At 43.6% G+C, this 20,306-nt stretch carries 18 protein-coding genes; 5 read left to right on the forward strand and 13 right to left on the reverse strand.

The features are described from left to right. The 4 genes from HJG39_RS14135 to HJG39_RS14150 all read right to left on the reverse strand — a co-directional run. The coding region (locus HJG39_RS14135) for a FimV/HubP family polar landmark protein (protein WP_326849263.1) at positions 1–2,119 on the reverse strand (2,119 nt) is incomplete at its 3' end. A gap of 412 nt (positions 2,120–2,531) precedes the next feature. Beyond that, positions 2,532–3,548, reverse strand: coding sequence for an aspartate-semialdehyde dehydrogenase (locus HJG39_RS14140; RefSeq protein ID WP_268410024.1), 1,017 nt, complete (start codon positions 3,546–3,548; stop codon positions 2,532–2,534). Next, positions 3,548–4,693 (reverse strand): 4-phosphoerythronate dehydrogenase, encoded by a 1,146-nt coding sequence (locus HJG39_RS14145; RefSeq protein WP_268410025.1) that lies wholly within the window; start codon positions 4,691–4,693, stop codon positions 3,548–3,550. Before HJG39_RS14145 ends, HJG39_RS14140 begins: the two co-directional genes overlap by 1 nt. 156 nt (positions 4,694–4,849) lie before the next feature. Then, a complete protein-coding gene (locus tag HJG39_RS14150; protein ID WP_268410026.1) occupies positions 4,850–6,253 on the reverse strand; it encodes an alpha-amylase family protein in 1,404 nt (467 codons plus the stop codon). A gap of 271 nt (positions 6,254–6,524) precedes the next feature. Here HJG39_RS14150 and HJG39_RS14155 point away from each other — a divergent pair, with 271 nt between their 5' ends. Then, positions 6,525–7,223: an SOS response-associated peptidase family protein gene (locus HJG39_RS14155; protein WP_268410027.1), complete on the forward strand. Its 699-nt coding sequence runs from the start codon at positions 6,525–6,527 to the stop codon at positions 7,221–7,223. Positions 7,224–7,323: 100 nt separating this feature from the next. Here the strand turns inward: HJG39_RS14155 and fabB are convergent, their stop codons facing one another. Beyond that, on the reverse strand, positions 7,324–8,535 hold the full coding sequence (gene fabB, locus HJG39_RS14160; RefSeq protein ID WP_268410028.1) for a beta-ketoacyl-ACP synthase I: 1,212 nt from the start codon (positions 8,533–8,535) through the stop codon (positions 7,324–7,326). Between the two features lie 140 nt (positions 8,536–8,675). On the opposite strand from fabB, the gene mnmC reads away from it, so the two are divergent. Continuing rightward, the gene (mnmC, locus tag HJG39_RS14165; RefSeq protein WP_268410029.1) at positions 8,676–10,724 is read left to right on the forward strand and encodes a bifunctional tRNA (5-methylaminomethyl-2-thiouridine)(34)-methyltransferase MnmD/FAD-dependent 5-carboxymethylaminomethyl-2-thiouridine(34) oxidoreductase MnmC; all 2,049 of its coding nucleotides are present in this window, start codon (positions 8,676–8,678) and stop codon (positions 10,722–10,724) included. Here mnmC and HJG39_RS14170 read toward each other — a convergent pair. The 6 genes from HJG39_RS14170 to HJG39_RS14195 form a co-directional block, all read right to left on the reverse strand. After that, positions 10,721–11,398 (reverse strand): FlgO family outer membrane protein, encoded by a 678-nt coding sequence (locus HJG39_RS14170; RefSeq protein ID WP_268410031.1) that lies wholly within the window; start codon positions 11,396–11,398, stop codon positions 10,721–10,723. The two genes, mnmC and HJG39_RS14170, sit on opposite strands and share 4 nt — an antisense overlap. A 1-nt stretch (position 11,399) precedes the next feature. Beyond that, entirely contained in the window at positions 11,400–12,173 is a 774-nt protein-coding gene (locus tag HJG39_RS14175; RefSeq protein WP_268410033.1) for a FlgO family outer membrane protein, read from the reverse strand. Positions 12,174–12,189: 16 nt separating this feature from the next. Further along, entirely contained in the window at positions 12,190–12,819 is a 630-nt protein-coding gene (locus HJG39_RS14180) for a FlgO family outer membrane protein (RefSeq protein WP_268410034.1), read from the reverse strand. A gap of 99 nt (positions 12,820–12,918) precedes the next feature. Further along, a complete protein-coding gene (locus HJG39_RS14185; protein ID WP_268410035.1) occupies positions 12,919–13,203 on the reverse strand; it encodes a YfcL family protein in 285 nt (94 codons plus the stop codon). Positions 13,204–13,250: 47 nt separating this feature from the next. Beyond that, a complete protein-coding gene (locus HJG39_RS14190; protein ID WP_268410036.1) occupies positions 13,251–14,405 on the reverse strand; it encodes an ATP-NAD kinase family protein in 1,155 nt (384 codons plus the stop codon). Next, the gene (locus HJG39_RS14195) at positions 14,398–14,952 is read right to left on the reverse strand and encodes an elongation factor P hydroxylase (protein WP_268410037.1); all 555 of its coding nucleotides are present in this window, start codon (positions 14,950–14,952) and stop codon (positions 14,398–14,400) included. Before HJG39_RS14195 ends, HJG39_RS14190 begins: the two co-directional genes overlap by 8 nt. 243 nt (positions 14,953–15,195) lie before the next feature. Between HJG39_RS14195 and HJG39_RS14200 the strand changes: the two genes are divergently transcribed. The 3 genes from HJG39_RS14200 to HJG39_RS14210 all read left to right on the forward strand — a co-directional run bounded on the left by HJG39_RS14200 (position 15,196) and on the right by HJG39_RS14210 (position 17,982). Continuing rightward, on the forward strand, positions 15,196–15,915 hold the full coding sequence (locus tag HJG39_RS14200; protein ID WP_268410038.1) for a nitroreductase: 720 nt from the start codon (positions 15,196–15,198) through the stop codon (positions 15,913–15,915). 34 nt (positions 15,916–15,949) lie between these two features. Beyond that, complete coding sequence (locus HJG39_RS14205; protein WP_268410039.1) at positions 15,950–16,666, forward strand: FFLEELY motif protein; 717 nt, start codon at positions 15,950–15,952, stop codon at positions 16,664–16,666. A 134-nt stretch (positions 16,667–16,800) separates the two neighbouring features. Continuing rightward, positions 16,801–17,982 (forward strand): retropepsin-like aspartic protease family protein, encoded by a 1,182-nt coding sequence (locus tag HJG39_RS14210; RefSeq protein WP_268410040.1) that lies wholly within the window; start codon positions 16,801–16,803, stop codon positions 17,980–17,982. Here the strand turns inward: HJG39_RS14210 and HJG39_RS14215 are convergent. Both HJG39_RS14215 and aroC read right to left on the reverse strand, forming a co-directional pair. Then, positions 17,971–19,122, reverse strand: a complete 1,152-nt coding sequence (locus HJG39_RS14215) for an MFS transporter (RefSeq protein WP_268410041.1) — start codon at positions 19,120–19,122, stop codon at positions 17,971–17,973. The two genes, HJG39_RS14210 and HJG39_RS14215, sit on opposite strands and share 12 nt — an antisense overlap. A 39-nt stretch (positions 19,123–19,161) precedes the next feature. Then, a complete protein-coding gene (gene aroC / locus HJG39_RS14220) occupies positions 19,162–20,259 on the reverse strand; it encodes a chorismate synthase (protein WP_268410042.1) in 1,098 nt (365 codons plus the stop codon). Positions 20,260–20,306: the final 47 nt, after the last annotated feature.

A 20,306-nucleotide genomic window follows, 5' to 3' on the forward strand; every position in this document is an offset into this window, starting at 1 on the left:
GCTCTGGCTCTGGCTCTGGCTCTGGCTCTGGCTCTGGCTCTGGCTCTGGCTCTGGCTCTGGCTCTGGCTCTGGCTCTGGCTCTTTTTCAGCATCAGTCGAATCAATCAAATCATCAAACCCTAATTCAGCTAAAAGCGCATCTTCATCGGTTTGTGCTGCATTATCAGGTTGCTCATTACTATCTTCTGCTTCAATGTTGGCTTCACTCTCAGGGTCCTCAGGTAAGTCTTCATCGAAACCAAGATCAGCGAGCAACTCATCGGCTAATTCATCCGATGGCGTTTTTACTTCTTCTATCGGTGCCTCATCATCAACATCGATATCAAATTCAGCCAATAGTTCGTCTGCTAAGTTATCCTGTTCGGATTTATCTTCAATTTCAGCACCATCTTCCGATTCAGCATTATCCGTATCATTAGGATCAATACCGAACTCGGCTAACAATTCATCTGCTAAATCATCTTGAACGCCTGCGTTTTCTTCTGATGCTTGTTCTTCTGGTGCTTGTTCCTCAGCTTCGGAAGCGAAATCCTCATCACCAAACCCTAGGCTACTGAGTAAATCGTCAGTCACTTCACCATCAAAATCTTCAAAATCATCTTGTGGCTCTTCTATGGCAATTTCGGGATCACCAATTTCCTTTTCAGGAGCCTTTTTCAGGTCTTTCATCAGTTGTTTAGTTAAATCATTTAACTCACGATTTGTTTCACCTAGCTTTTCACTAACTTTGTCGATAGCCTCTTCAGATAAAATCTCTGAACCATCCAGCTCTAAGTCTTTCTCTGGATCATAGGTTTCCGGTGTTTCAACTTCTTCATCTTCGGTTTGGTCGTCAGTATCGAAGTCATCTTCAATTGCTGCGGGGATGTCAATCTCTTCTGTAACACCCTCAAGTTCCTTATCTAGATCGGAATCTGCACTGTCACTATCCGTTAATTCAATATCAGGATCGTCATCAAGGCCTGCTAATAAGTCATCATCTCCAGATAACATATCGTCAAAAGACGATTCTAATTCATCATCTTTGCCGTCATCCTCAGGCATAACCATGTCATCATCAAGATCACTGAATGCACCTAGTTCACTTTCCAGCACTTCATCGAGTGAGTCATCCAATTCTTCGGCTAGCACATCATCTAAGAGGTCATCGTCACCAAATAGGTCATCTGAATCTAGAGAATCATCCTCACCAGACAATTCGCTTGATAAAACATCAGACAAATCATCTAATTCAACCGGAGCTTCTGGTTCAGATACCTCAATCGGTGCAGATTCAACCTCAGGTTCTTTGTTCTGGCGCCTTAGCAACCACATTGCAAAGCCCACTAATGCCCCTAGCGAAATCAGCGTTGTAAGCCCTATTAAGAAAAGCGGATCTTTCACAAAGGCGAATAGGTCGTTGTTGGAGCGTTGTTTTTCTTCCTCAGCACGCCGTGCGTTCTCAAGCAATTCGTTTTGCAACGACAGCATTTGGTCCATTTGGCGCTGTACTTCACCCTCACTGCCTATGCGACTCCGTAAATCTTCAATATCTTGGTTTACCGTATCGAGACGGTCATAAATCTTTTTATTTTCGTCTAGTAGGGTTTGTACGGAGTTAATGGAATCGGCAAATTGTTGCCTGATCATTTCAAACTGTTTGCGTTGATCGGCATCAATAGCATCCAGTTTCGACTCAATTTCTTGTTTGGTTTGAGAGAGATCCGTTTGCGAGGCTAATTTTGAGGGAGGCTTTATGTTTCTGAGGGTTTTGTTCTGCTTAAGTTCACTTGCCCAAGACTCGTCGTCACTGTCTGATTTTAGTTTCGCATCTTCTGCATTGATTCTGGCAATATAACGTTCCGATGGCATTTTTAGTGTCACGCCATCTTTCATATGGTTTAAATTGTCGCTGTAAAAAGCGTTTGGATTGAGTTGCTGAATAGCAACCATGACTTGATAAATGGAGAGATTTTTATTTTGACGGTAACGATCGGCAATTCGCCATAATGTGTCTTCGTCATCGATAGGGCCATAAGTCACACCGGAAAACTGCTCTGTGCTGTTTTTAGGTCCCTTTATCTCGACTCGATTAAACTCTTGCGCAGACAAATACGCCGTTGAGCTGCCTATCAACATTATAAGAAGCAAAGTCCATCGCGAAATGGCATTCAACTTTGTTTTTCGAATTAAATTTCCGTAACTGTTCTTAAACACTTAACTGTTTGCCGTCTTGAATTTGTTATTTTTATATTGACTCTCAACCCAACGCTAAAAATCTAGTTGTCGGCGGTCAACTTTTATAAAGTCTGTTTTTGCCAGGTGTGTTTACAAGCAAAACACATTCCAGAATTAAATATAAACCAGATATTTACCTGAATCTACACGCAAAATTTGCTGGTTTTACGCATCACAAGCTTATCATAAACTAGGGACACTCATGTTATCGACTTAAATACAGCTAATCTTTACTCAGTTTGGTGAATTAGGTCGGTTTCCTCCTACACAAAAGTGTTAGCTACGACAGTTTCCTGACGCAGCTAATGAAGTATTATAGATAGTCTTTAATCAATACTTCCGCTATCTGTACACTGTTAGTTGCTGCACCTTTGCGCACATTATCCGACACAATCCACATATTGATGCCATTTGGATGGGTAATATCTTGACGAATTCGCCCTACAAACACATCATCTTTTCCACTTGCCTCACCCACTTGTGTAGGAAATTCCTCACGGTTTTCAACCAACGTCACACCGGGCGCTTCACGTAATAAGCTTTTAACGCTTTCAACATCAATAGGCTGATGTGTTTCTAAATGCACGGCTTCACCATGACCAAAGAATACAGGAACCCGAACCGCGGTAGCGTTCACTAAAATGCCATCATCACCCATGATTTTCTGGGTTTCCCATGCCATTTTCATTTCTTCTTTGGTGTAATCATTGTCGAGGAAAACATCAATTTGAGGAATACAGTTAAAAGCAATTTGACGAGAGAAAGCCTCCGCTGTGACGGAGCGCCCGTTGAGTAGATCCGCCGTTTGCTTAGCAAGTTCGTCCATTGCTTCTTTACCTGCGCCGGAAACAGATTGATAAGTAGAAACGTTAATTCTGTCAATTCCCACTGCATCATGAATAGGTTTCAATGCGGCAACCATCTGGATAGTTGAGCAGTTAGGATTGGCGATAATATTACGATTACGATAATCGGCTAACGCCTCAGGGTTAACTTCTGGAACAACTAAAGGGATATCAGGTTCATAGCGATACTGTGATGTGTTATCGATAACGATACAACCAGCTTCAGCGGCGATTGGCGCATATTTTTCAGAAACACTGCCACCCGCAGAGAAAAAGGCGAGCGTCACTTGAGACCAATCAAACTGATCGGCATCTTCTACGGTTAATTCTTCGCCTTTAAATGTCACTGAGGTTCCCGCTGAGCGTGCGCTTGCAAGCGGGAAAAGTGTATCAACTGGAAAGTTTCTTTCTTCCAAGATCTCGATCATGTGTTTGCCGACAAGACCTGAGGCACCCAAAACTGCTACATTGTAAGCACGTGACATTAACTTTTACTCCACTCATTCTCGTTTAAACTAAATCCAAGACCAGCAAGAATACTCGCATTAAGTTTTGCGTTTTCCTGGACTATATAGGATGAAAATTCTCGTCGAACAGCATACTTCTTTCGGTAAGCTTGAAATTCTTGGGCATTTCGAACCATGCCTCTGAAATGTTGACTATCACTTTCTACATCATAAACCTGTGCGGTAAGCTGATGCAGCTCTAACATTCTCGCATCGGTCCCTTTCAAGGACAACCGGTTATTGTCAATTTCAGGAAGAAAATTTACCAGATTATGTGTCATGGGAAGGGCAAATTGTTGGCAAACGGCTTGATAAAGAATTTCAGTGCCCTTGCCTTTGCCTTCCAATGTATGCCCAGCAATATGTGCGGTTGCAATATCAGTATGTTCAACCAAATCAAATAAGATGTCGGGCTCGTTATTCCATACATCAATGACTAAACCAAATTGACGCCCACCTCGCTTTAAATTCAATAAACCTTGGTTATCAACTACCTCACCACGGCAAGCGTTAATTAATACTTGGTGATCCGCTAATTGCGCTAGCACTTCTTCAGAGAACATATTGTTGGTTGGATAATCACCTTCCATAACTAAAGGAACATGCAGCGTAATCCAGTCACATTTTAATATTTCTTCAAATGACGAAAACTCCCGCGAATCCCCTGCATTTTGAAGTGGAGGATCGTACAACTCAGTTTGGATCCCCATTGAGTTTAAGCGCGTATTCAAAAGCGAGCCGATATTCCCAACCCCAACAATGCCCACCTTCTGCTCAAACAAGTTTACTTGACGTTTGCACGCCAAATTCAGCATTGAACATAGCACGTACTCAACAACCGCTGCGGCATTACAACCACCTGCATTAATCGCTTTCAGCCCTCTGGAAGCAAGATAGGTATTATCAATATGGTTGGTTCCGGCGGTTCCCGTGCCAACAAATTTTAAATGCTGGCACTGAGATAACAGTGATTCGTTCACCTTTGTGGTTGAGCGAACTAACAGGATGTCTGCCTCTTTAATGAACTCAGGTGAAACGGTTGCACCTGAAAAAAAGTAACATTCACCAACATCAGAAAAAAAAGACTTGGCATAGAGCAAAGTGTCTTCACAAAAAATTTTCATTACTGGACAGGAACTAAACTGGGTACTGCGTTACAGCACATTTAATAAGATAGCACCGAAGGATGCCACAAATTACAGGGGGGAAAAAGTCAATTTATACAGGAAATTTGCTCCTGCCAGACGACAGGAGCCTAAAAGGTTAACGCGAGATTTTAACTATTGTAAGAGCCACATACGTGCACTTCTCGCTGGAATATGGAAATTATGAAACTTAGACGTTATGTATTGAGTGTTACCGGATAGTGTATCTGTGTAATTCCTGTACCAGTATAACCCTTCCGCGTCTGCATCAACCGACACATTTTGACCACTTCCACACTTGTTAATACCCACCATCCCAACATGCTCGCGTTGGAACAAAATGTAGCAATCGTTATATGCCACAACTTCCATGCTACGCCCTTGAGTTGCGTTGTGGAAACGGATCATATTCGTAATATCGCTACGCTTATACAAATTATTCCAACGGTTATCACCGCTTTCGTTATGATCAGAGTACATCAATGGCGTCCCGCCATCTCTTCCCAAGATATACGCATTGGCAAGCGTTTCGTCAGTCGCATCAAGGATCTGATAACGGAAACCGTCATTGAGAGGAATATCGTGGGTAACGCTAAACGTAATTGCCTTGCTTGGCGGTAATGCTTGCCCATAAGCGATGGGATCAACAAGGCGATTCATAGAGCCACCAAACGAAAAAGCTTGTCTGATTTGCTCAAATAACGGGAAATCGTAGGCCGCATGACCCGTGTTATTTAAATATGGGGCCAAAAAGGCATCGTATTCATTGGTCCCAGCCCCACCAGAGGTAATGATTTCACCAAATACATGCACTCCGTTTTTAATGTTGGAATCAAACACGGCATTAATATGGTAATTCGTCATATGTTTTGCTGCATCAACCCGAAATCCTTTAACACCGTAAGACTTTAATGCCTGTAAATAGGATTTTTGTTGCTGAACCACCCAATTATTTGGGTCTAAATCAGGCAAACCTGGATCACCATTGCCACCACATAAACGATAGTATTGCACCTCTCCTGGATCACTATAATTAGAGATGCAACCCGGCGCGTGAAAATCCCCAGAACCAAACAAGTTATTAGAAATATTGCCAAACATCGTAATGGAGTTGTAGTAACTTGAGCTGCTCGAATACTGCGACAACACATTACTTCCCGGATAATTTAAATCAGAACGGATAGCAGACTCATTGGCCATGTGGTTAAAGACAATATCAGCGTAAACATCAACGCCTCTGGCCTTTAATGCGTTAATCATCGCTTTAAAGTCGTTAGTATCGCCAAGGGGGTTATCAATAACTCGATAGTCTTGTGGTTGATACCTCGCCCACCATTGACTCCCTGTTGATTTGTAGGCTGGCGAGACAAGCACTTTTTTATAGCCAAGATTGGCAATTTCTGATGCTTTCGATGCAACTTCGTCATATGTCCAGTTGAAGGCATGTAAGATTACATCAGCACTACTACTGGTACTAACAACAGCGAAAGAGGCTGTAACCCCTACAGCAACGGCCTTTAATTTTGATTTTAATGACATTCTTCTATTCCTCGCGTAAGCGTGATTGTTCACTATCAAACGTAAGCACAAAAAGCCGTCATCCCATTAACCACCGCGCAACCGTTTGACTCTAGAAATAAATTTGGCACTAATACTCCCCTTGATTTACATTTTTTTAAACTTTTTGCATACGTATTCACCAAATATTCACAATTTGCATATCGATATTTTTCGATACAAATAGCTGCTTTTAATCATCTCTATCTATGATAAATTTTTGGACTTCCAAGAAGTATGGAGAATTTACACTATGTGTGGTCGATTGAACGTGAGTGATGATCCAGCGGTTCGGGCATTATGTGAAATGTTGGACATTAACATCTGGTCGGAACCGCCTATTTTCACTCGATATATTGGCGCTGCCAGTCCCGTTTCTATTATCCGCGAAACAACACAAGGCCGCTCATTAGATGATGCAATTTGGTGGTTACTTTTAGAAACATCGGAAACAGGATTTCGGCCCTCTAAATATACCTCATTTAACACTCGTTATGACAAACTCAATACCCCAAGAAGCGCAGGCTATACTCCTTACAGAGAGAGTCGTTGCGTTATACCGGCAAAAGGGTTTGGTGAATCCGAATTTAACAACAAGCGACGTATTCACTGTCACGATTTAGAGGCCATTGACGAAGCCATTGCATTTGGGGGGCTTTACAAAGAATGGATAAATCCAACAACGGGTGAAGCCACATTTTCCTGCTCGGTTATCACGCTGCCCCCGCATCCTAAATTCGCCAACATTCATTCTAAATCCATCCCCTTAATGTTGCCTCAAGAAGGCGACTGGCTGGATGCTTGGCTCGATCCAAGTATCACAGACACACGTAGATTTGATGGATTATTACAATCTAAACTCCGTCACAACCTTAAAGTTCAACAAATAGCAAAACCCAGCGCCTACCATCAGGCTATTGGCGATGCTTTTGTGATTGAAAAAGATATATGAAGCAATAGATTACGTGGGTTTTTAAACACAAAAAAACGCTGCCTAATAATGACAGCGTTTTCCGTTCTAATGTTTACTTTGGGGTAACGAGAATCGTTTATTAACGATAACGTTGGAGCACTAACGTGGCATTAGTTCCACCAAACCCGAAGCTATTCGACATTACCGTATCCAACTTCACATCACGAGCTTGAGTGACAATATCCAACCCTTCTGCTTCGGCGTCCAGTTCGTCAATATTGATTGATGGTGCAATAAAGTCATTCTCCATCATCAAAATGCTGTAAATTGCTTCATTAACTCCGGCTGCACCTAATGCATGCCCCGTCATAGCTTTAGTAGCAGAAATAGCCGGGCCGTTATTACCAAACACTTCTTTTATCGCTGATAGCTCTTTTAAGTCACCAACAGGGGTGGATGTACCATGCGTATTCAAATATTGAACAGGTGCATCTACGCCTTGCAAGGCTTGTTGCATACAGCGCATAGCGCCTTCTCCTGATGGCGCAACCATATCGTAACCATCTGAAGTTGCACCATAGCCTACGATTTCCGCATAGATTTTTGCTCCACGAGCGAGTGCATGTTCAAGCTCTTCAACGACAACCATGCCGCCGCCACCGGAAATTACAAAACCATCGCGGTTTGCATCATAAGTACGAGAAGCCAATGCAGGCGTATCGTTAAAGCCGGTAGACAACGCCCCCATTGCGTCAAATTCCATCGCCAGCGTCCAATGAACTTCTTCACCACCACCTGCGAACACAACATCTTGTTTGCCTAATTGAATTTGCTCTAAGGCATGACCGATACAGTGAGCACTGGTGGCACAGGCAGAACTCATAGAGTAGTTAATGCCTTTAATTTTAAATGGCGTTGCCAAACAAGCAGAAACGGTACTGCTCATCGTACGTGGAACCATATAAGGCCCGACCTTTCTGACGCCTCGATTTCGCAAAATATCCGCAGCTTCAACCTGCCAATGCGACGATGCACCTCCCGACCCGGCAACTAAACCGGTACGAGGGTTTGAGACGTCACCATCAGACAAACCACTATCTTCAATAGCTTGCTGCATCGCTATATACGCATATGCTGATGCATCGCCCATGAAACGAAGTGCTTTACGGTCAATTAATGCTTTTGTATCAACATTTACGTCACCCCAAACCAAACTACGCAACTTGAATTCCTCAAATTGCTCTGAGCGCGTAATGCCCGATTTTCCCTCTCGTAGAGACGAAAGCACTTCTTGTTTGTTGTTACCTATGCTGGAAACAATACCCAGCCCCGTAATTACAGCTCTTCTCATTTTTCTGACCTTTTAATAAAAAGTTAGCGTCATTGTAGCGCCATAAAACAATAAAGTGGTCTGCTTTTTTATTGCAAATTCATGACGAACGCCGACACTTTCAGTAATATGCGCGCTCCTAGTAAAGAAGGGTTTTACTTGTGCCGATTCATACCGCTGACATTTTATTCAATGAGACTGGAACCCCAGTATCGTCTCAGTTTGACGATGTGTACTTTTCTAATGACAACGGATTATTAGAAACACGCTATGTCTTTATTGACAATAATCATTTATTACAGCGTTGGCAAACTTGTAAACAACACCACTTTGTTATTGCTGAAACAGGTTTTGGCACCGGACTGAACTTCCTGTTAACCCTTCAACTTTTTACTCAGTTTAGGCATGAAAACCCAGACCATCCGCTACGTCAGCTCTATTTTATCAGTTTTGAAAAATATCCAATCACAGCGCAGGATTTAACCCTCGCCTTACAAGCATGGCCCTCTTTGAAGGAAGAAGCTAAACAACTACTCGCCCAATATCCTCTTCCTATTGCCGGCTGCCACCGACTCAGCTTTACCCACGCTCCACATTGTGAGATTTATTTGGATCTTTGGTTAGGCGATGTAAACACACTCCTGCCCACGTTTTCGAATACGACGAATCAAAGTATAGACGCATGGTTTCTTGACGGATTTGCTCCGAGCAAAAATCCCGATATGTGGCAAGAAAAATTGTTTCAATATATTGCTCAATTAACCGCACCTAACGGCACATTCGCCACATTTACCGCAGCAGGTATCGTAAAAAGAGGGTTGCAAGATGTGGGCTTTCACATTGAAAAAGTTAAAGGTTTCGGTAAGAAGCGTGACATGCTCCGTGGCACTTTCACCAATCATGGCGCTTTCGATGCATCGCGATTGAGCCGCGAATCAGAGCCCAGATATTGGCATCGTAGTTCGGTGTGCCAAAAAACGCGTCATATTACCGTGATTGGTGGCGGTCTCGCGGGTTTAAATACAGCTCATGCTTTACTCAAACACGGTTATGCGGTAAGCCTCTACGAAGGGGCTCCAACTCTCGCTAACGGAGCGTCAGGCAATCAGCAAGGCGGGTTTTACCCTAACCTCAATATTGATTTTACCCTAGCAAGCCAAATCTATGCCCTTGCCTTTTTGTACGCAAAGCGTCACTACCGCACATTGATGCAGCAAGGGTTTCATTTCGAACACGATACCTGCGGCGTGCTACTTCTTGCTTTTAATGATAAACAAGCTGCACGTCATGCTCACCTAGTAGAAAAGCAGAATTGGCCTCAAACACTTGTTGATTCAGTTTCTCAACAACAAGCGAAGAACATAGCGAATGTTGAGCTACCATTTGGAGGCTTGTTCATCCCTGAGGGTGGTTGGATAAACCCATATTCCTTAGTTCAGGCATTATCGAAAGCGTGTTATGCCTACGCTAATTTTGAATTAGTATTGGGTACTAAAATTACTGACATGCAACGGGATCTTTCCCAAAACAAAGCGAACAAATGGTGTTTATCGGCGCAGGGAGCACCGTCCTTGGAAACCGATGCAGTAGTGCTAGCACTAGGTCATCATTCAAGGCATTTTCCAACCTTAAATGGACTGCCATTGCAATCGGTCAGAGGCCAAGTCGAAACAATGAGCTCACAAGGAGAACTGGCCAATCTGAGAACCGTTTTGTGCCATAAAGGCTACCTTACCCCGGCATTAAACAACACGCATGCTCTGGGCGCGACCTTTGGAAAAGATGACGAAACAACGGATTATCGAGTAAGCGAGGAAGCCGCAAACTTACACAATCTAAAACACGCGCTTCCCAATATGCCTTGGGTGGAGAACCTCGTTGGCAAACAAACTGGTAGAGCTTCTATTCGATGCGCTTCACCCGATCGCTTACCATTAATGGGGCAGCTTCCAGATCTTGAAAAACAACAAGCACAATACAAAGAAATATACAAAACCTACGCTAACCATAAGTACGCGCATCCAACTAATATCGATAATGTGTTTGTGTTAACAGGACTAGGTTCAAGAGGACTCTGCACAGCGCCACTACTTGCAGAGGCATTAGCTTGCCAGATAAGCGGCAAACCTTTGCCGCTGTCACAAGCTCAATTAAATGCTTTGTCACCAAACCGTTTTCTAATTCGGCAACTCATTCGTCGGGAAATCTAAGGCGTCGACATCCAAACATGACTTGGGATCACTTCATTCACAACAAAATGGGGAATAAACCCCCGCGCTGTCGCCACCACTGTTTTTTTATCTAACGAAACAATGCGCGCATTCACACGCACCCCTTTTTCATTTTTATGCATGGTTCCCGACAATACGTAATCAACTTCAACCTTGGATAAGTCACGAGTTTTACGACTGAATACAATATCGCCATCGCGCCGAACTTCAATGCCATTCATCATCTTAAAATCCACAACCGGCAGGCCATAAGCTTGAATCTCTTTGATAAAGCTTTCTGCGAGTTGGTTGCCGAGTGCGTCAGTGCTTTGCAAAGTGCGATCAAATGCAACGAAGCTCGCCACACCAATACGGCTGCCGGCATTCAAATAACGTGCTTGTTGCATCAATTGCATCGTAATTTGCTCGGCATAATCATCAACGGTTTTATGGCTGTATTTTGGCTTATAACTATTGGGGGGCGGGATAAGCACGGGTTTGATGTTTTCGTGTAACGCCACTTTGGGCTCCACACGCGACGTCGCTTTGTGGCGAATCGGTTTAGGCATGGTGATAGCGGATTGCATCGCCTGTTGTTGTTGCATCGTAATTAGGTTGGTCGCACACCCGTGCAGTAACACACTTGATAAAAGCAGATATAGCGAGCGTTTCATACTATTCACCTTGCATCAATTTGACGCCATCGGTCATACCATCACTGGTGGGCAACAACGCATCCACAATGTAAAACGGAATCATCATTTGAGCACTGGCTACCACGGCTTTCGATTCAAGACCAAGAATTCGTGCATTCACTAAATACCCGCCCTGATGCTTGGTCATGGTTCCCGTTAAAATGTATTCAATTTCTACTTTTTCTTTTAACTCAAGAAAATCACGCGATAGCAAGAAATCACCAGTTGGCGTTACACGAATATAATTTGTCGCTTTAAAATCAATGACGGGAATACGGAACTTGTGTAGCTCATGCATGAAAGACTCAGAGAGTTGGTATCCAAGTAGATTGGTTTTTTGTAAGTCACTGTCTATCAAGGCAAAATGCGTGACACCCACGGGTGTTTTATCGGTAAGATATTCCATATTGGAGATTAAGTCTTGTGCCATATTTTGCACATAATCACCCACATGTTTAGTTAATGGTTGCCCTCGATGAAGCCCTTCCCCAGTGGAATACATTGGTTCATGAAGCATAGCGCCAAAATTATCGACATGAGGCTGGTTATTCACGGTTTTCTTATTCAGGGACATGGATTGCGACTGCTGCATCGATTGAGCTTCACGTATATTAGCAACTCGCATTCCTTGAACTGATTCTTCAGAAATATGCTCTTGCGTTTCATACCAAGCCGAATTCCAATCTGACAAATTCGCGCAACCTGTTAAATAGCTAGCTGCAATCAATGCACTGAGTTGTTTTGCCTTATTCATTTTGGTTCGCTCCAGATTATTTCGCGCTTGTACGGTAAATCATGCCATCACGGGTAGTAACCATTTCTTTATCCCAGAAAAGAGTGTCTGGGAAAAACTTAGTTGCAGCCGCTACCACATCTTTCGTTTTCACATGAATGACTCTGGCATTCACAATGGCTCCATTTTTCTGTTCCGTAATGGTTCCCGTAACATAAAAGTCGATACCTAGACCTGCTTTTTTCAGATGCTGTGTATCTCGACTTAAAACTCTATCAGCCGTCTTCTCAATAATAATATCGTTTGTAATTTTGTAGTCTTGAGGAATAAATCCGCGACGAGAAGCTTCTGTCATCAAGCCTTGCTCCAACTGATGCCCTAATAACATTAATGGATGTTGACTATTAACCTGATGTTGTAATGACTTCACAGGCACAAAACCTGCTACGGCAAAGCGATATTGTTGACGATCAGAGGTATGCCGAAAATTTGCAAACAACTCATCAGCCAACACCGAGGTGTGATATTCAATATTACCCAAAGGAGGCGGGGTGCTTTTCAGAGTATTGGTGTGACGAGTTACACCTTTTGCGCAAGCACTTAACGTTAACGCCAGCACTATTACGCCCACTAACCACCGGAAATGTATTTTGTCTGTTCTTTTCATATTCAAACCATCGCGCTCAAAACAAGTACAGGTCGTTCGGGAATACCGAAACTCCCCCTTCGCCATTGTTTGAATATATGCAAATATTGTGCCAGAAAATTACAATGATGACAAACATTCGGACCAAAACGCTCTAACCTGCGTCTGATCCTCAATTTCTAGTTCATTATTATCAAATGCTGTATCTAAACTTTGTTGCAGCTTTTCATCGAGCGCTGCAAGGGTAAAAGCTTTTGCATTAATGCACTGGCTCGCTATCAACGAAAAATGTCCGTTTAAATAGCCGGCTATAAACAATTCTTGATCGTTGCCAGAATCGACAACATCATCAAACATCATCTGTAATCGATCGATCGCATCAAGAAAATGAGTTTCCGATAACATGCTAGCTCCTCCTGTTGTATTTATATTGATGCGCCTAATATGGAACGCTATTCACCGCCTTCACTTTGCCAACCCAAACGATAAAGCACTTGGTCATGATACCCGGTAACAACCGGCATAAACCCAGCTAATGCCTGATCCAATTCAACGTCACCGGTATCCGCTATCAGTGGTCGCCCGTTTAATTCACTAAGCTTGGTTTTCGTCGCCACCAGAATAATGTTGTCTTTGCCAATAAAACGAATTACTTCAGGACTAAGTTGTTGATTTCCTCGTCCAAAGACATGTCCTTGACCACCAATTAAGGTAATAACCAGTTTACGCGCTGCTTCGGGATACTGTTTATGGTGGGCTTGCAACAAATCCAATAGCGTTTGCGCGGTAACGTCTGATGCAACAAGTGTGTGTCCTTGAACGACATCAACACCTAGCAATGTGTTGTTTAATCCCATTTCATCCATGATAGCGGCGACCGTAGAGCCTGAGCCCATGACATAAAGATCACTGTCCTCCATATCTTCAATAACATGAGCAGCTAAATCCATCAAAACCAATTCTTCGGATTCTTTCCCGCCTACTTTGACTGCTTGTACATATTGCACCGCATCGGGAACACGCATTTCGCCGTACTTTCTGGCCTTTACCGTACCTGCTCGAAAGGCGTTTTCGTCTATATCCATAACGTCTGCATCGTGTACTGTCACAACCTGCCCTTGTAGCATTAAAGCAACAACACGCCCCGCCGCTTGAGGCGTTACCGCATAAACACCCGAATGGATTTTACAGCCAGCAGGTATGCCTAAAACCGGCACAGTATCACCAGCAATATGACTCACATTTCTCGCTGTACCATCACCACCTGCAAATAAAATAACATCGACATTGGCTTGAATAAGGGCGGCAACGGTATTTTCTGTATCCTCTGACTCTGTTTGTAAATTGGGACAGGTGTAAACCACTTTTGTATCGAAGCCCATTTCGCGTGATATTGATGCCCCCATATCACCCTCAGCAGTGTAAATACAAAGCTTGGGTTGTAAGGGAATTAACACTTCTAATGCAATGTGAGTCCGGCTTAATGCACGTTGCTCTGCCCCCATTGCCATTGCTTTTTCACGCGTTTCAGTACCATCACTTCCTTTAAGAGCCAAAGCACCACCAATACCAGCAAACGGATTAACCACTAAACCAAGTTTAAACACATTCAATCTCCGAAGGACGCCAAGCAAACATTGTTTTATTTAATTCCGGCGTTTGGTACTCCATGCGAAGTGCATCAATAAAGCGCTGGGTTCGCGCTGGAATGCCATTTTCTAAATAGCGGAAAACCTGCTGCTGCACTCGCGCTTGAAAGGCAAACCGATCACTGCCAGCACCGCTTAAATTATCCACGCTGACTTGAAACGGAAAATTAGCGGCAACACTGAGCATCCATTCTATCGCTTGTGGTTTTACTTCAACCGATTCAAATTCGGCTTGTTGTTGAACATTGCGCCCGTCTGGGCAATACCAGTAACCAAAATCTTCTAACTCTCGCCTTTTGGCACCGGCAACCAGCCAATGCGCCGTTTCATGCAACGCACTGGCAAAAAAACCATGAGCGAAAATGATGCGGTGATGATCACAATTAGCATCAGCAGGCAAATAAACCGGTTCATCTTCACCTTTAACTAAACGCGTGTTGTAGTTAGCATAAAAAGTAGAATTGAAAAGGCGAATTAATGTTTGATAGCTGTGTTGACTAGACATATATGACCGTAAACTTGCCGTGTATGAGTTGCTTTTTACCATGGCGTTTTGACGCCGTTTGATAGCGGCGCATCTTAACCACTCTGTCAAAGAAATACCACTTTCGCTCAAGTCTTCTACTGATTACTGTACAGCTCTATCGAATACTTTTGTTACTCGCTACAGGATTGACTTCAACGCATAGACGTAGAAGAATCCTGCTTTAGTTCAATGGTCTTACCAGAAAATAAGGGTAATAAGTATATGGAATTTAGTGAGTTAATGCAGTCACGCCGCAGCATTCGTGCTTTTAAATCTGACGACATTCCAGAGGAATTGCTTTCAACCCTGCTCAACGAGGCGCTGGAATCGCCTAGCAGTTCAAATTCACAACCGTTCAAAGTTGCCATAGCAAGAGGCGATACCGCCAAGCAAATCGGTGCTGAACTCACCGACAAATATCGCCGTTCAAATGCAATCATGCGCAAGCCTCTGCCACTCAAGTTGCTCTCCTTTATAACCGATGACTCCATGCCAGACAGCGATTACAAGCCCATCTTAGGCAAGTATCCAGGCATTTATCAGGCGCGACGCGTTGCGACTGGCAAAGGCTTATACCAAACCATTGGCATTGCTCGGGATGATTACAAAGCGCGTGCCGCTAACATGGAAAAGAACTTTTCATTTTTCGGGGCTCCGGTAGCATTGTTTTTCTTTGTCGATCCACGCATGACACACACAGCGCTTGTTGATTTAGGAATCTTCATGCAATCGTTAATGCTTGGTGCAAAAAATAAAGGCTTGGGCACGTGTGCCGAAGGCGCGCTTGGTATTTGGCGCGGCCCGTTGGATAAGCACTTTTCGATTCCATCTGAGTTTAAGCTGGTGTGTGGAATGGCCATTGGTTATCCAGAAGATGATAAGGTAAATCAATTCCGTCCTGATAAAATGGGCTTGGAAGATTTACTGATAACCCCCAAATAACCTGACGACTACGACGAATAGAGGTGGCCTGACAATGAGCCAATCTGCAAACCTTGTTATTGAACATATTGAGCATGCCACGCAAGTTTATAAAGACGCCGAGGCATCCGGTAAATTACCAGCTCTGGCCGCGCTAAAAGAATGGCAATGCGATCGCTTGCTTGCCAGCCATTATCATTTATGGGAAGTCGAACGCTTTCAGCCTGCAATCACGTTTTTCATCAATGAATTGTACGGACCAAAGGACTTTACGGAACGCGATGCGGATATTGCAAAAGTGGTTCCAAAGATGGAAAAGTGGCTTCCTGAACGTGCCTTTCACTCTTTAGAAGTTGCCATACATTTAAATACCTTATCGCAAGATTTAGATTTAGCGCTACTTGATCAGCTCGGCTCACTGCTCGGTATCATTCCAAGTCAGAAAGGTACGCTAAACGCTGCGGCTTATGCCCAAGCCTACAAAGCCTGTAATAACCCTCGAGAACGTGCTCTTCAACTTGATTATATTGAAAAGCTCGGCGCAGATTTGGCTAAAGTCGTTAAAATTCCGGGAATCTCCAGCATTTTAAAAATGGCAAGAACACCCGCTAAAACCATAGGAGTTGAATCGCTCCAACAGTTTTTGGAAGATGGCTTTAGTGCCTTTAAAAAGCTTGGCAAAGTGGAAGACTTCATGGTGCCGATTATCACCGAAGAACGCCGCATTTCTGAAGCATTATTTCGTGGGGAAGATGTACTTCCGCCATTATAAAGTACAGAAAAAGAAATGAGTCCGTAGACTGAAAACAGCAACAAAATGGTCAAATATTTTCCATATAAAGTTGAGTTTACCGATAAGTTGAGTTAAAAGTTAACTCAACTTCTGCGAAAACAGGTTACTAAACCTTGCGTATACTTCTTCTAGCTTTATCGGCTCTTTTGGCTTTGTCTGCTGCGGTAAATAGTTACCTCTACGCAGAATTGGAACTCCTCAAAGCGCAGCTAAGCGCATCCAAAAATACCGATAAGAATGCCATCAAAGTAAAACCAGAGAGACAACCACACCCGCTGGTAATTGCCGCAAACTATGCTTTTAATCAGCGAGATGCCGACAATGCGCTTCTCAATTTGTCACTTATCGAGAACACCTTACCGGAGATGTTAGAGGTAACGAAAAATCAATGGTTTGAAGAAATTAAAACGCATTTGTATCAGCATACAGCCACACAAAAAGATAATGTTTTTGTTGAAGAATTCTTAAAAGCTTATCCATACGACCCGTATTTTCTGTACTTAGAGATTGAATTTGCTCACTTGAAAAATGCCAGTACCGAAACCCTATTAGACTTATATCACTTAAAACGCTCTCCCATGCGTGCAGATTTAAAAGGGCTCATTACACAGCGTATTGCAGATATCTACCGCGATAGAACCGATAAACTCAAGCGACTTGAAGCGTGGGACATTCTCGCCATTATGTTGGAGTCGCTATTAAACATGGCTCCTAATGACACCAATATGATGCTGGATTTAGCGCACGCCTATGCCATGCAACGAGCGTTTGATTTAATGGAAGGAGTATTAATTTATTTACCAAAAGATCATGAGAGGGTTATCGCGCTACGAGAATTTCAATCGTCTTTATCTCAGGAAAAAACACAAAACAATCCCCATGATGAACCTGAAATCGCATCTCATCCATCGGCTGTAGCACTGAAAAAAGTCAATTCCCATTACATTGTCAATGCTTTGCTCAACGAACGTTTTAACGCCCATTTAATGATTGATACCGGAGCTTCAACCACGGTTGTGAGTCAACAAGTCTTCGACGCACTGCCAAGCGATGTAAAACCTGAATTCATAGGTAACTACAATATCAGTACCGCTAATGGCTTAGTGCAATCCCCTGTGTATCAGTTTAATCAGCTTTCAGTAGGCGACTTTTACGTAAAAAATATTGCAATTGTGGTCATGCCGCTGGAGCACTTTAGCGCTGATGGTTTACTAGGAATGAACTTTTTGCGCGCCTTTCGATTTGAGATTGACCAAGGCAAAAGTGAGTTGATTTTATCGCCGTTAGCGCGTTAATGGGTGTTTTACGGGGAGCCACAATGCGATAAATGCACCGACTGCTGCCATAGCAACAGAGATAAGCCACGCGGTTTGAGCACCTGCTCCCTGCTGCCAATATTGCCCAGCAATAAAACTACCAACAGCGCCACCAAAACCGAAACTAATACTCACGTAAAGCGCTTGCCCTCGACTTTGGAACCGTTCTCCAAAGTGCTCATGCACAAACTTGATTGCAGCGGTGTGCGCCAAAGCAAAACTAAAAGCATGAATGCTCTGACTTACCAGCAACAGCACTAATACTTGTGGTGCAACGGCTAAAATCCCCCAACGCAACGCTGTCATGATTAAGCATATGACTAGGCAGCGTTGAATACCAATTGCTTGAGTGATTTTCCCCGCCCAAACGAAAATGACAACTTCCGCTACCACGCCCAACGACACCAGCCACCCCGTTTCTCTACCATCGAAGCCGAGATCCCGCATGTACAACGCAAAAAAGCTGTAATACGCGCCAAAGCTCATCTGTAACATCATCATCACAGCGATAAAGACCAAAAAAGGCCGACTTAACACTTTATTTTTAATTGAGGCGGTATTTAGTTGATGCTGTATCGAGGCTTCGCCCTTTATCAAAAAGGTAGCCACACATAGCGACAATAACATGGCAGCGCTACATAACAAGGTAACTTCCGAGCCGTAATAATCCATTAACCAGCCACAAACAACCGACATCAGAATAAAGCCGATGCTTCCCCACATGCGAATACGGCTGTAATAGGCGGAGTCACCCTGAATAGCTTTTAAGGTAATTTGCTCTAATTGCGGAACAATAGACGTCCAAAATCCGACGCTAATCGCCAATGCCAAGGCAATACCAACATAGCCTGTAGCCCAAAACAAACTAAGAAAGCTAACAAAGGCGCACATGGCACCAACTCGAATAATGACAAGGCTTTTACCGGATTTGTCGGCAAAGGCCGCCCATAGATTAGGGGCAATAAGCCGCGCGATTGTGATGATAGCGACTAAAGAACCTATATCGCCAGAACTCAGCCCCCGTCCATCCAAAAACACACCAAGATAAGGGGCTATTACGCCCATATGTCCGAAATAAAAAAGGTAGGTCAAGCAAAGAAAAACGATATTCAACCGCATGAAAAGTAAGCACTGTTCATTATTAACTTTACCATTAGGTTATTTTTGACTAGGAATCATCGGTGTTTCAGAAACAACGTTCGCATTTTGACCACGGTGGCGTAGCAGATGATCCATCACCACTAGAGCCAACATTGCTTCTGCAATCGGCACAGCACGAATGCCAACGCAAGGGTCGTGCCGCCCTTTGGTAATGACTTCTTCAGATTCACCACGGACATTAATGGTTTCACCCGGCACGCTGATGCTTGGCGTTGGTTTTAGTGCCAAATTAACACGTAAGTCTTGCCCCGAGCTAATTCCCCCTAACACGCCGCCAGAGTTGTTTGATGAAAAACCTTCAGGAGTCAGTAAATCGCGGTGTTCACTGCCTTTTTGTGTAACGACACCAAAACCGTCGCCCACTTCTACGCCCTTCACAGCGTTAATCCCCATCATTGCATGGGCTAAATCGGCGTCCAGACGATCAAAAACCGGTTCACCTAAACCAACGGGCATGTTGGTCGCCACAACCGTCACTTTTGCCCCTACCGAATCCCCTTCTTTTTTCAGTTCACGCATGTATTGGTCAAGTTCGTCTAACTTGCTGGCATCGGCGCAGAAAAATGCATTATCGTTGATGATATTACGATCAACTTGTTGCATCTTTACCGGTCCAAGCTGCGACAAATACCCGTAAACTTCAATGCCACAAACATCTTTTAAATACTTTTTAGCAATGGCCCCTGCGGCTACACGTACGGCAGTTTCCCGTGCGGATGCTCTGCCGCCGCCACGATAATCTCGCACACCATACTTTTGCATGTAGGTATAGTCAGCGTGGCTGGGACGAAAAATATCTTTAATTTTGGAATAGTCTTTTGAGCGTTGATCAGTATTTTGGATCAGTAGACCAATGGGTGTACCCGTTGTTTTTCCTTCAAAGACACCAGAAAGAATTTGAATAGCATCGTCTTCTCTGCGCTGCGTGGTATAACGAGATGTTCCCGGTTTGCGGCGATCCAAGTCTATTTGAATATCTTCCTCAGAAATAGCAAGCCCCGGCGGACACCCATCTACCACGCCACCAATTGCCACTCCGTGACTTTCACCAAAACTGGTTAATGTAAATAATTTTCCGAAGGTATTCCCAGACATCTTTGTTTTCCGATTGTAATTCTTGAGTGACCAGTTGACTTTCTAGC

Origin of the sequence: Alteromonas sp. a30 (assembly GCF_026788005.1) — a bacterium.
Lineage (GTDB): Bacteria > Pseudomonadota > Gammaproteobacteria > Enterobacterales > Alteromonadaceae > Paraneptunicella.

Coding starts and splice junctions, on each gene's coding strand:
- HJG39_RS14200 (WP_268410038.1), top strand. CDS start 15,196: ATGGAATTTAGTGAGTTAATGCAGTCACGCCGCAGCATTCGTGCTTTT.
- HJG39_RS14180 (WP_268410034.1), bottom strand. CDS start 12,819: ATGAAAAGAACAGACAAAATACATTTCCGGTGGTTAGTGGGCGTAATA.
- HJG39_RS14205 (WP_268410039.1), top strand. CDS start 15,950: ATGAGCCAATCTGCAAACCTTGTTATTGAACATATTGAGCATGCCACG.
- HJG39_RS14185 (WP_268410035.1), bottom strand. CDS start 13,203: ATGTTATCGGAAACTCATTTTCTTGATGCGATCGATCGATTACAGATG.
- HJG39_RS14170 (WP_268410031.1), bottom strand. CDS start 11,398: ATGAAACGCTCGCTATATCTGCTTTTATCAAGTGTGTTACTGCACGGG.
- HJG39_RS14140 (WP_268410024.1), bottom strand. CDS start 3,548: ATGTCACGTGCTTACAATGTAGCAGTTTTGGGTGCCTCAGGTCTTGTC.
- HJG39_RS14215 (WP_268410041.1), bottom strand. CDS start 19,122: ATGCGGTTGAATATCGTTTTTCTTTGCTTGACCTACCTTTTTTATTTC.
- HJG39_RS14155 (WP_268410027.1), top strand. CDS start 6,525: ATGTGTGGTCGATTGAACGTGAGTGATGATCCAGCGGTTCGGGCATTA.
- fabB (WP_268410028.1), bottom strand. CDS start 8,535: ATGAGAAGAGCTGTAATTACGGGGCTGGGTATTGTTTCCAGCATAGGT.
- HJG39_RS14175 (WP_268410033.1), bottom strand. CDS start 12,173: ATGAATAAGGCAAAACAACTCAGTGCATTGATTGCAGCTAGCTATTTA.
- aroC (WP_268410042.1), bottom strand. CDS start 20,259: ATGTCTGGGAATACCTTCGGAAAATTATTTACATTAACCAGTTTTGGT.
- HJG39_RS14195 (WP_268410037.1), bottom strand. CDS start 14,952: ATGTCTAGTCAACACAGCTATCAAACATTAATTCGCCTTTTCAATTCT.
- HJG39_RS14145 (WP_268410025.1), bottom strand. CDS start 4,693: ATGAAAATTTTTTGTGAAGACACTTTGCTCTATGCCAAGTCTTTTTTT.
- HJG39_RS14150 (WP_268410026.1), bottom strand. CDS start 6,253: ATGTCATTAAAATCAAAATTAAAGGCCGTTGCTGTAGGGGTTACAGCC.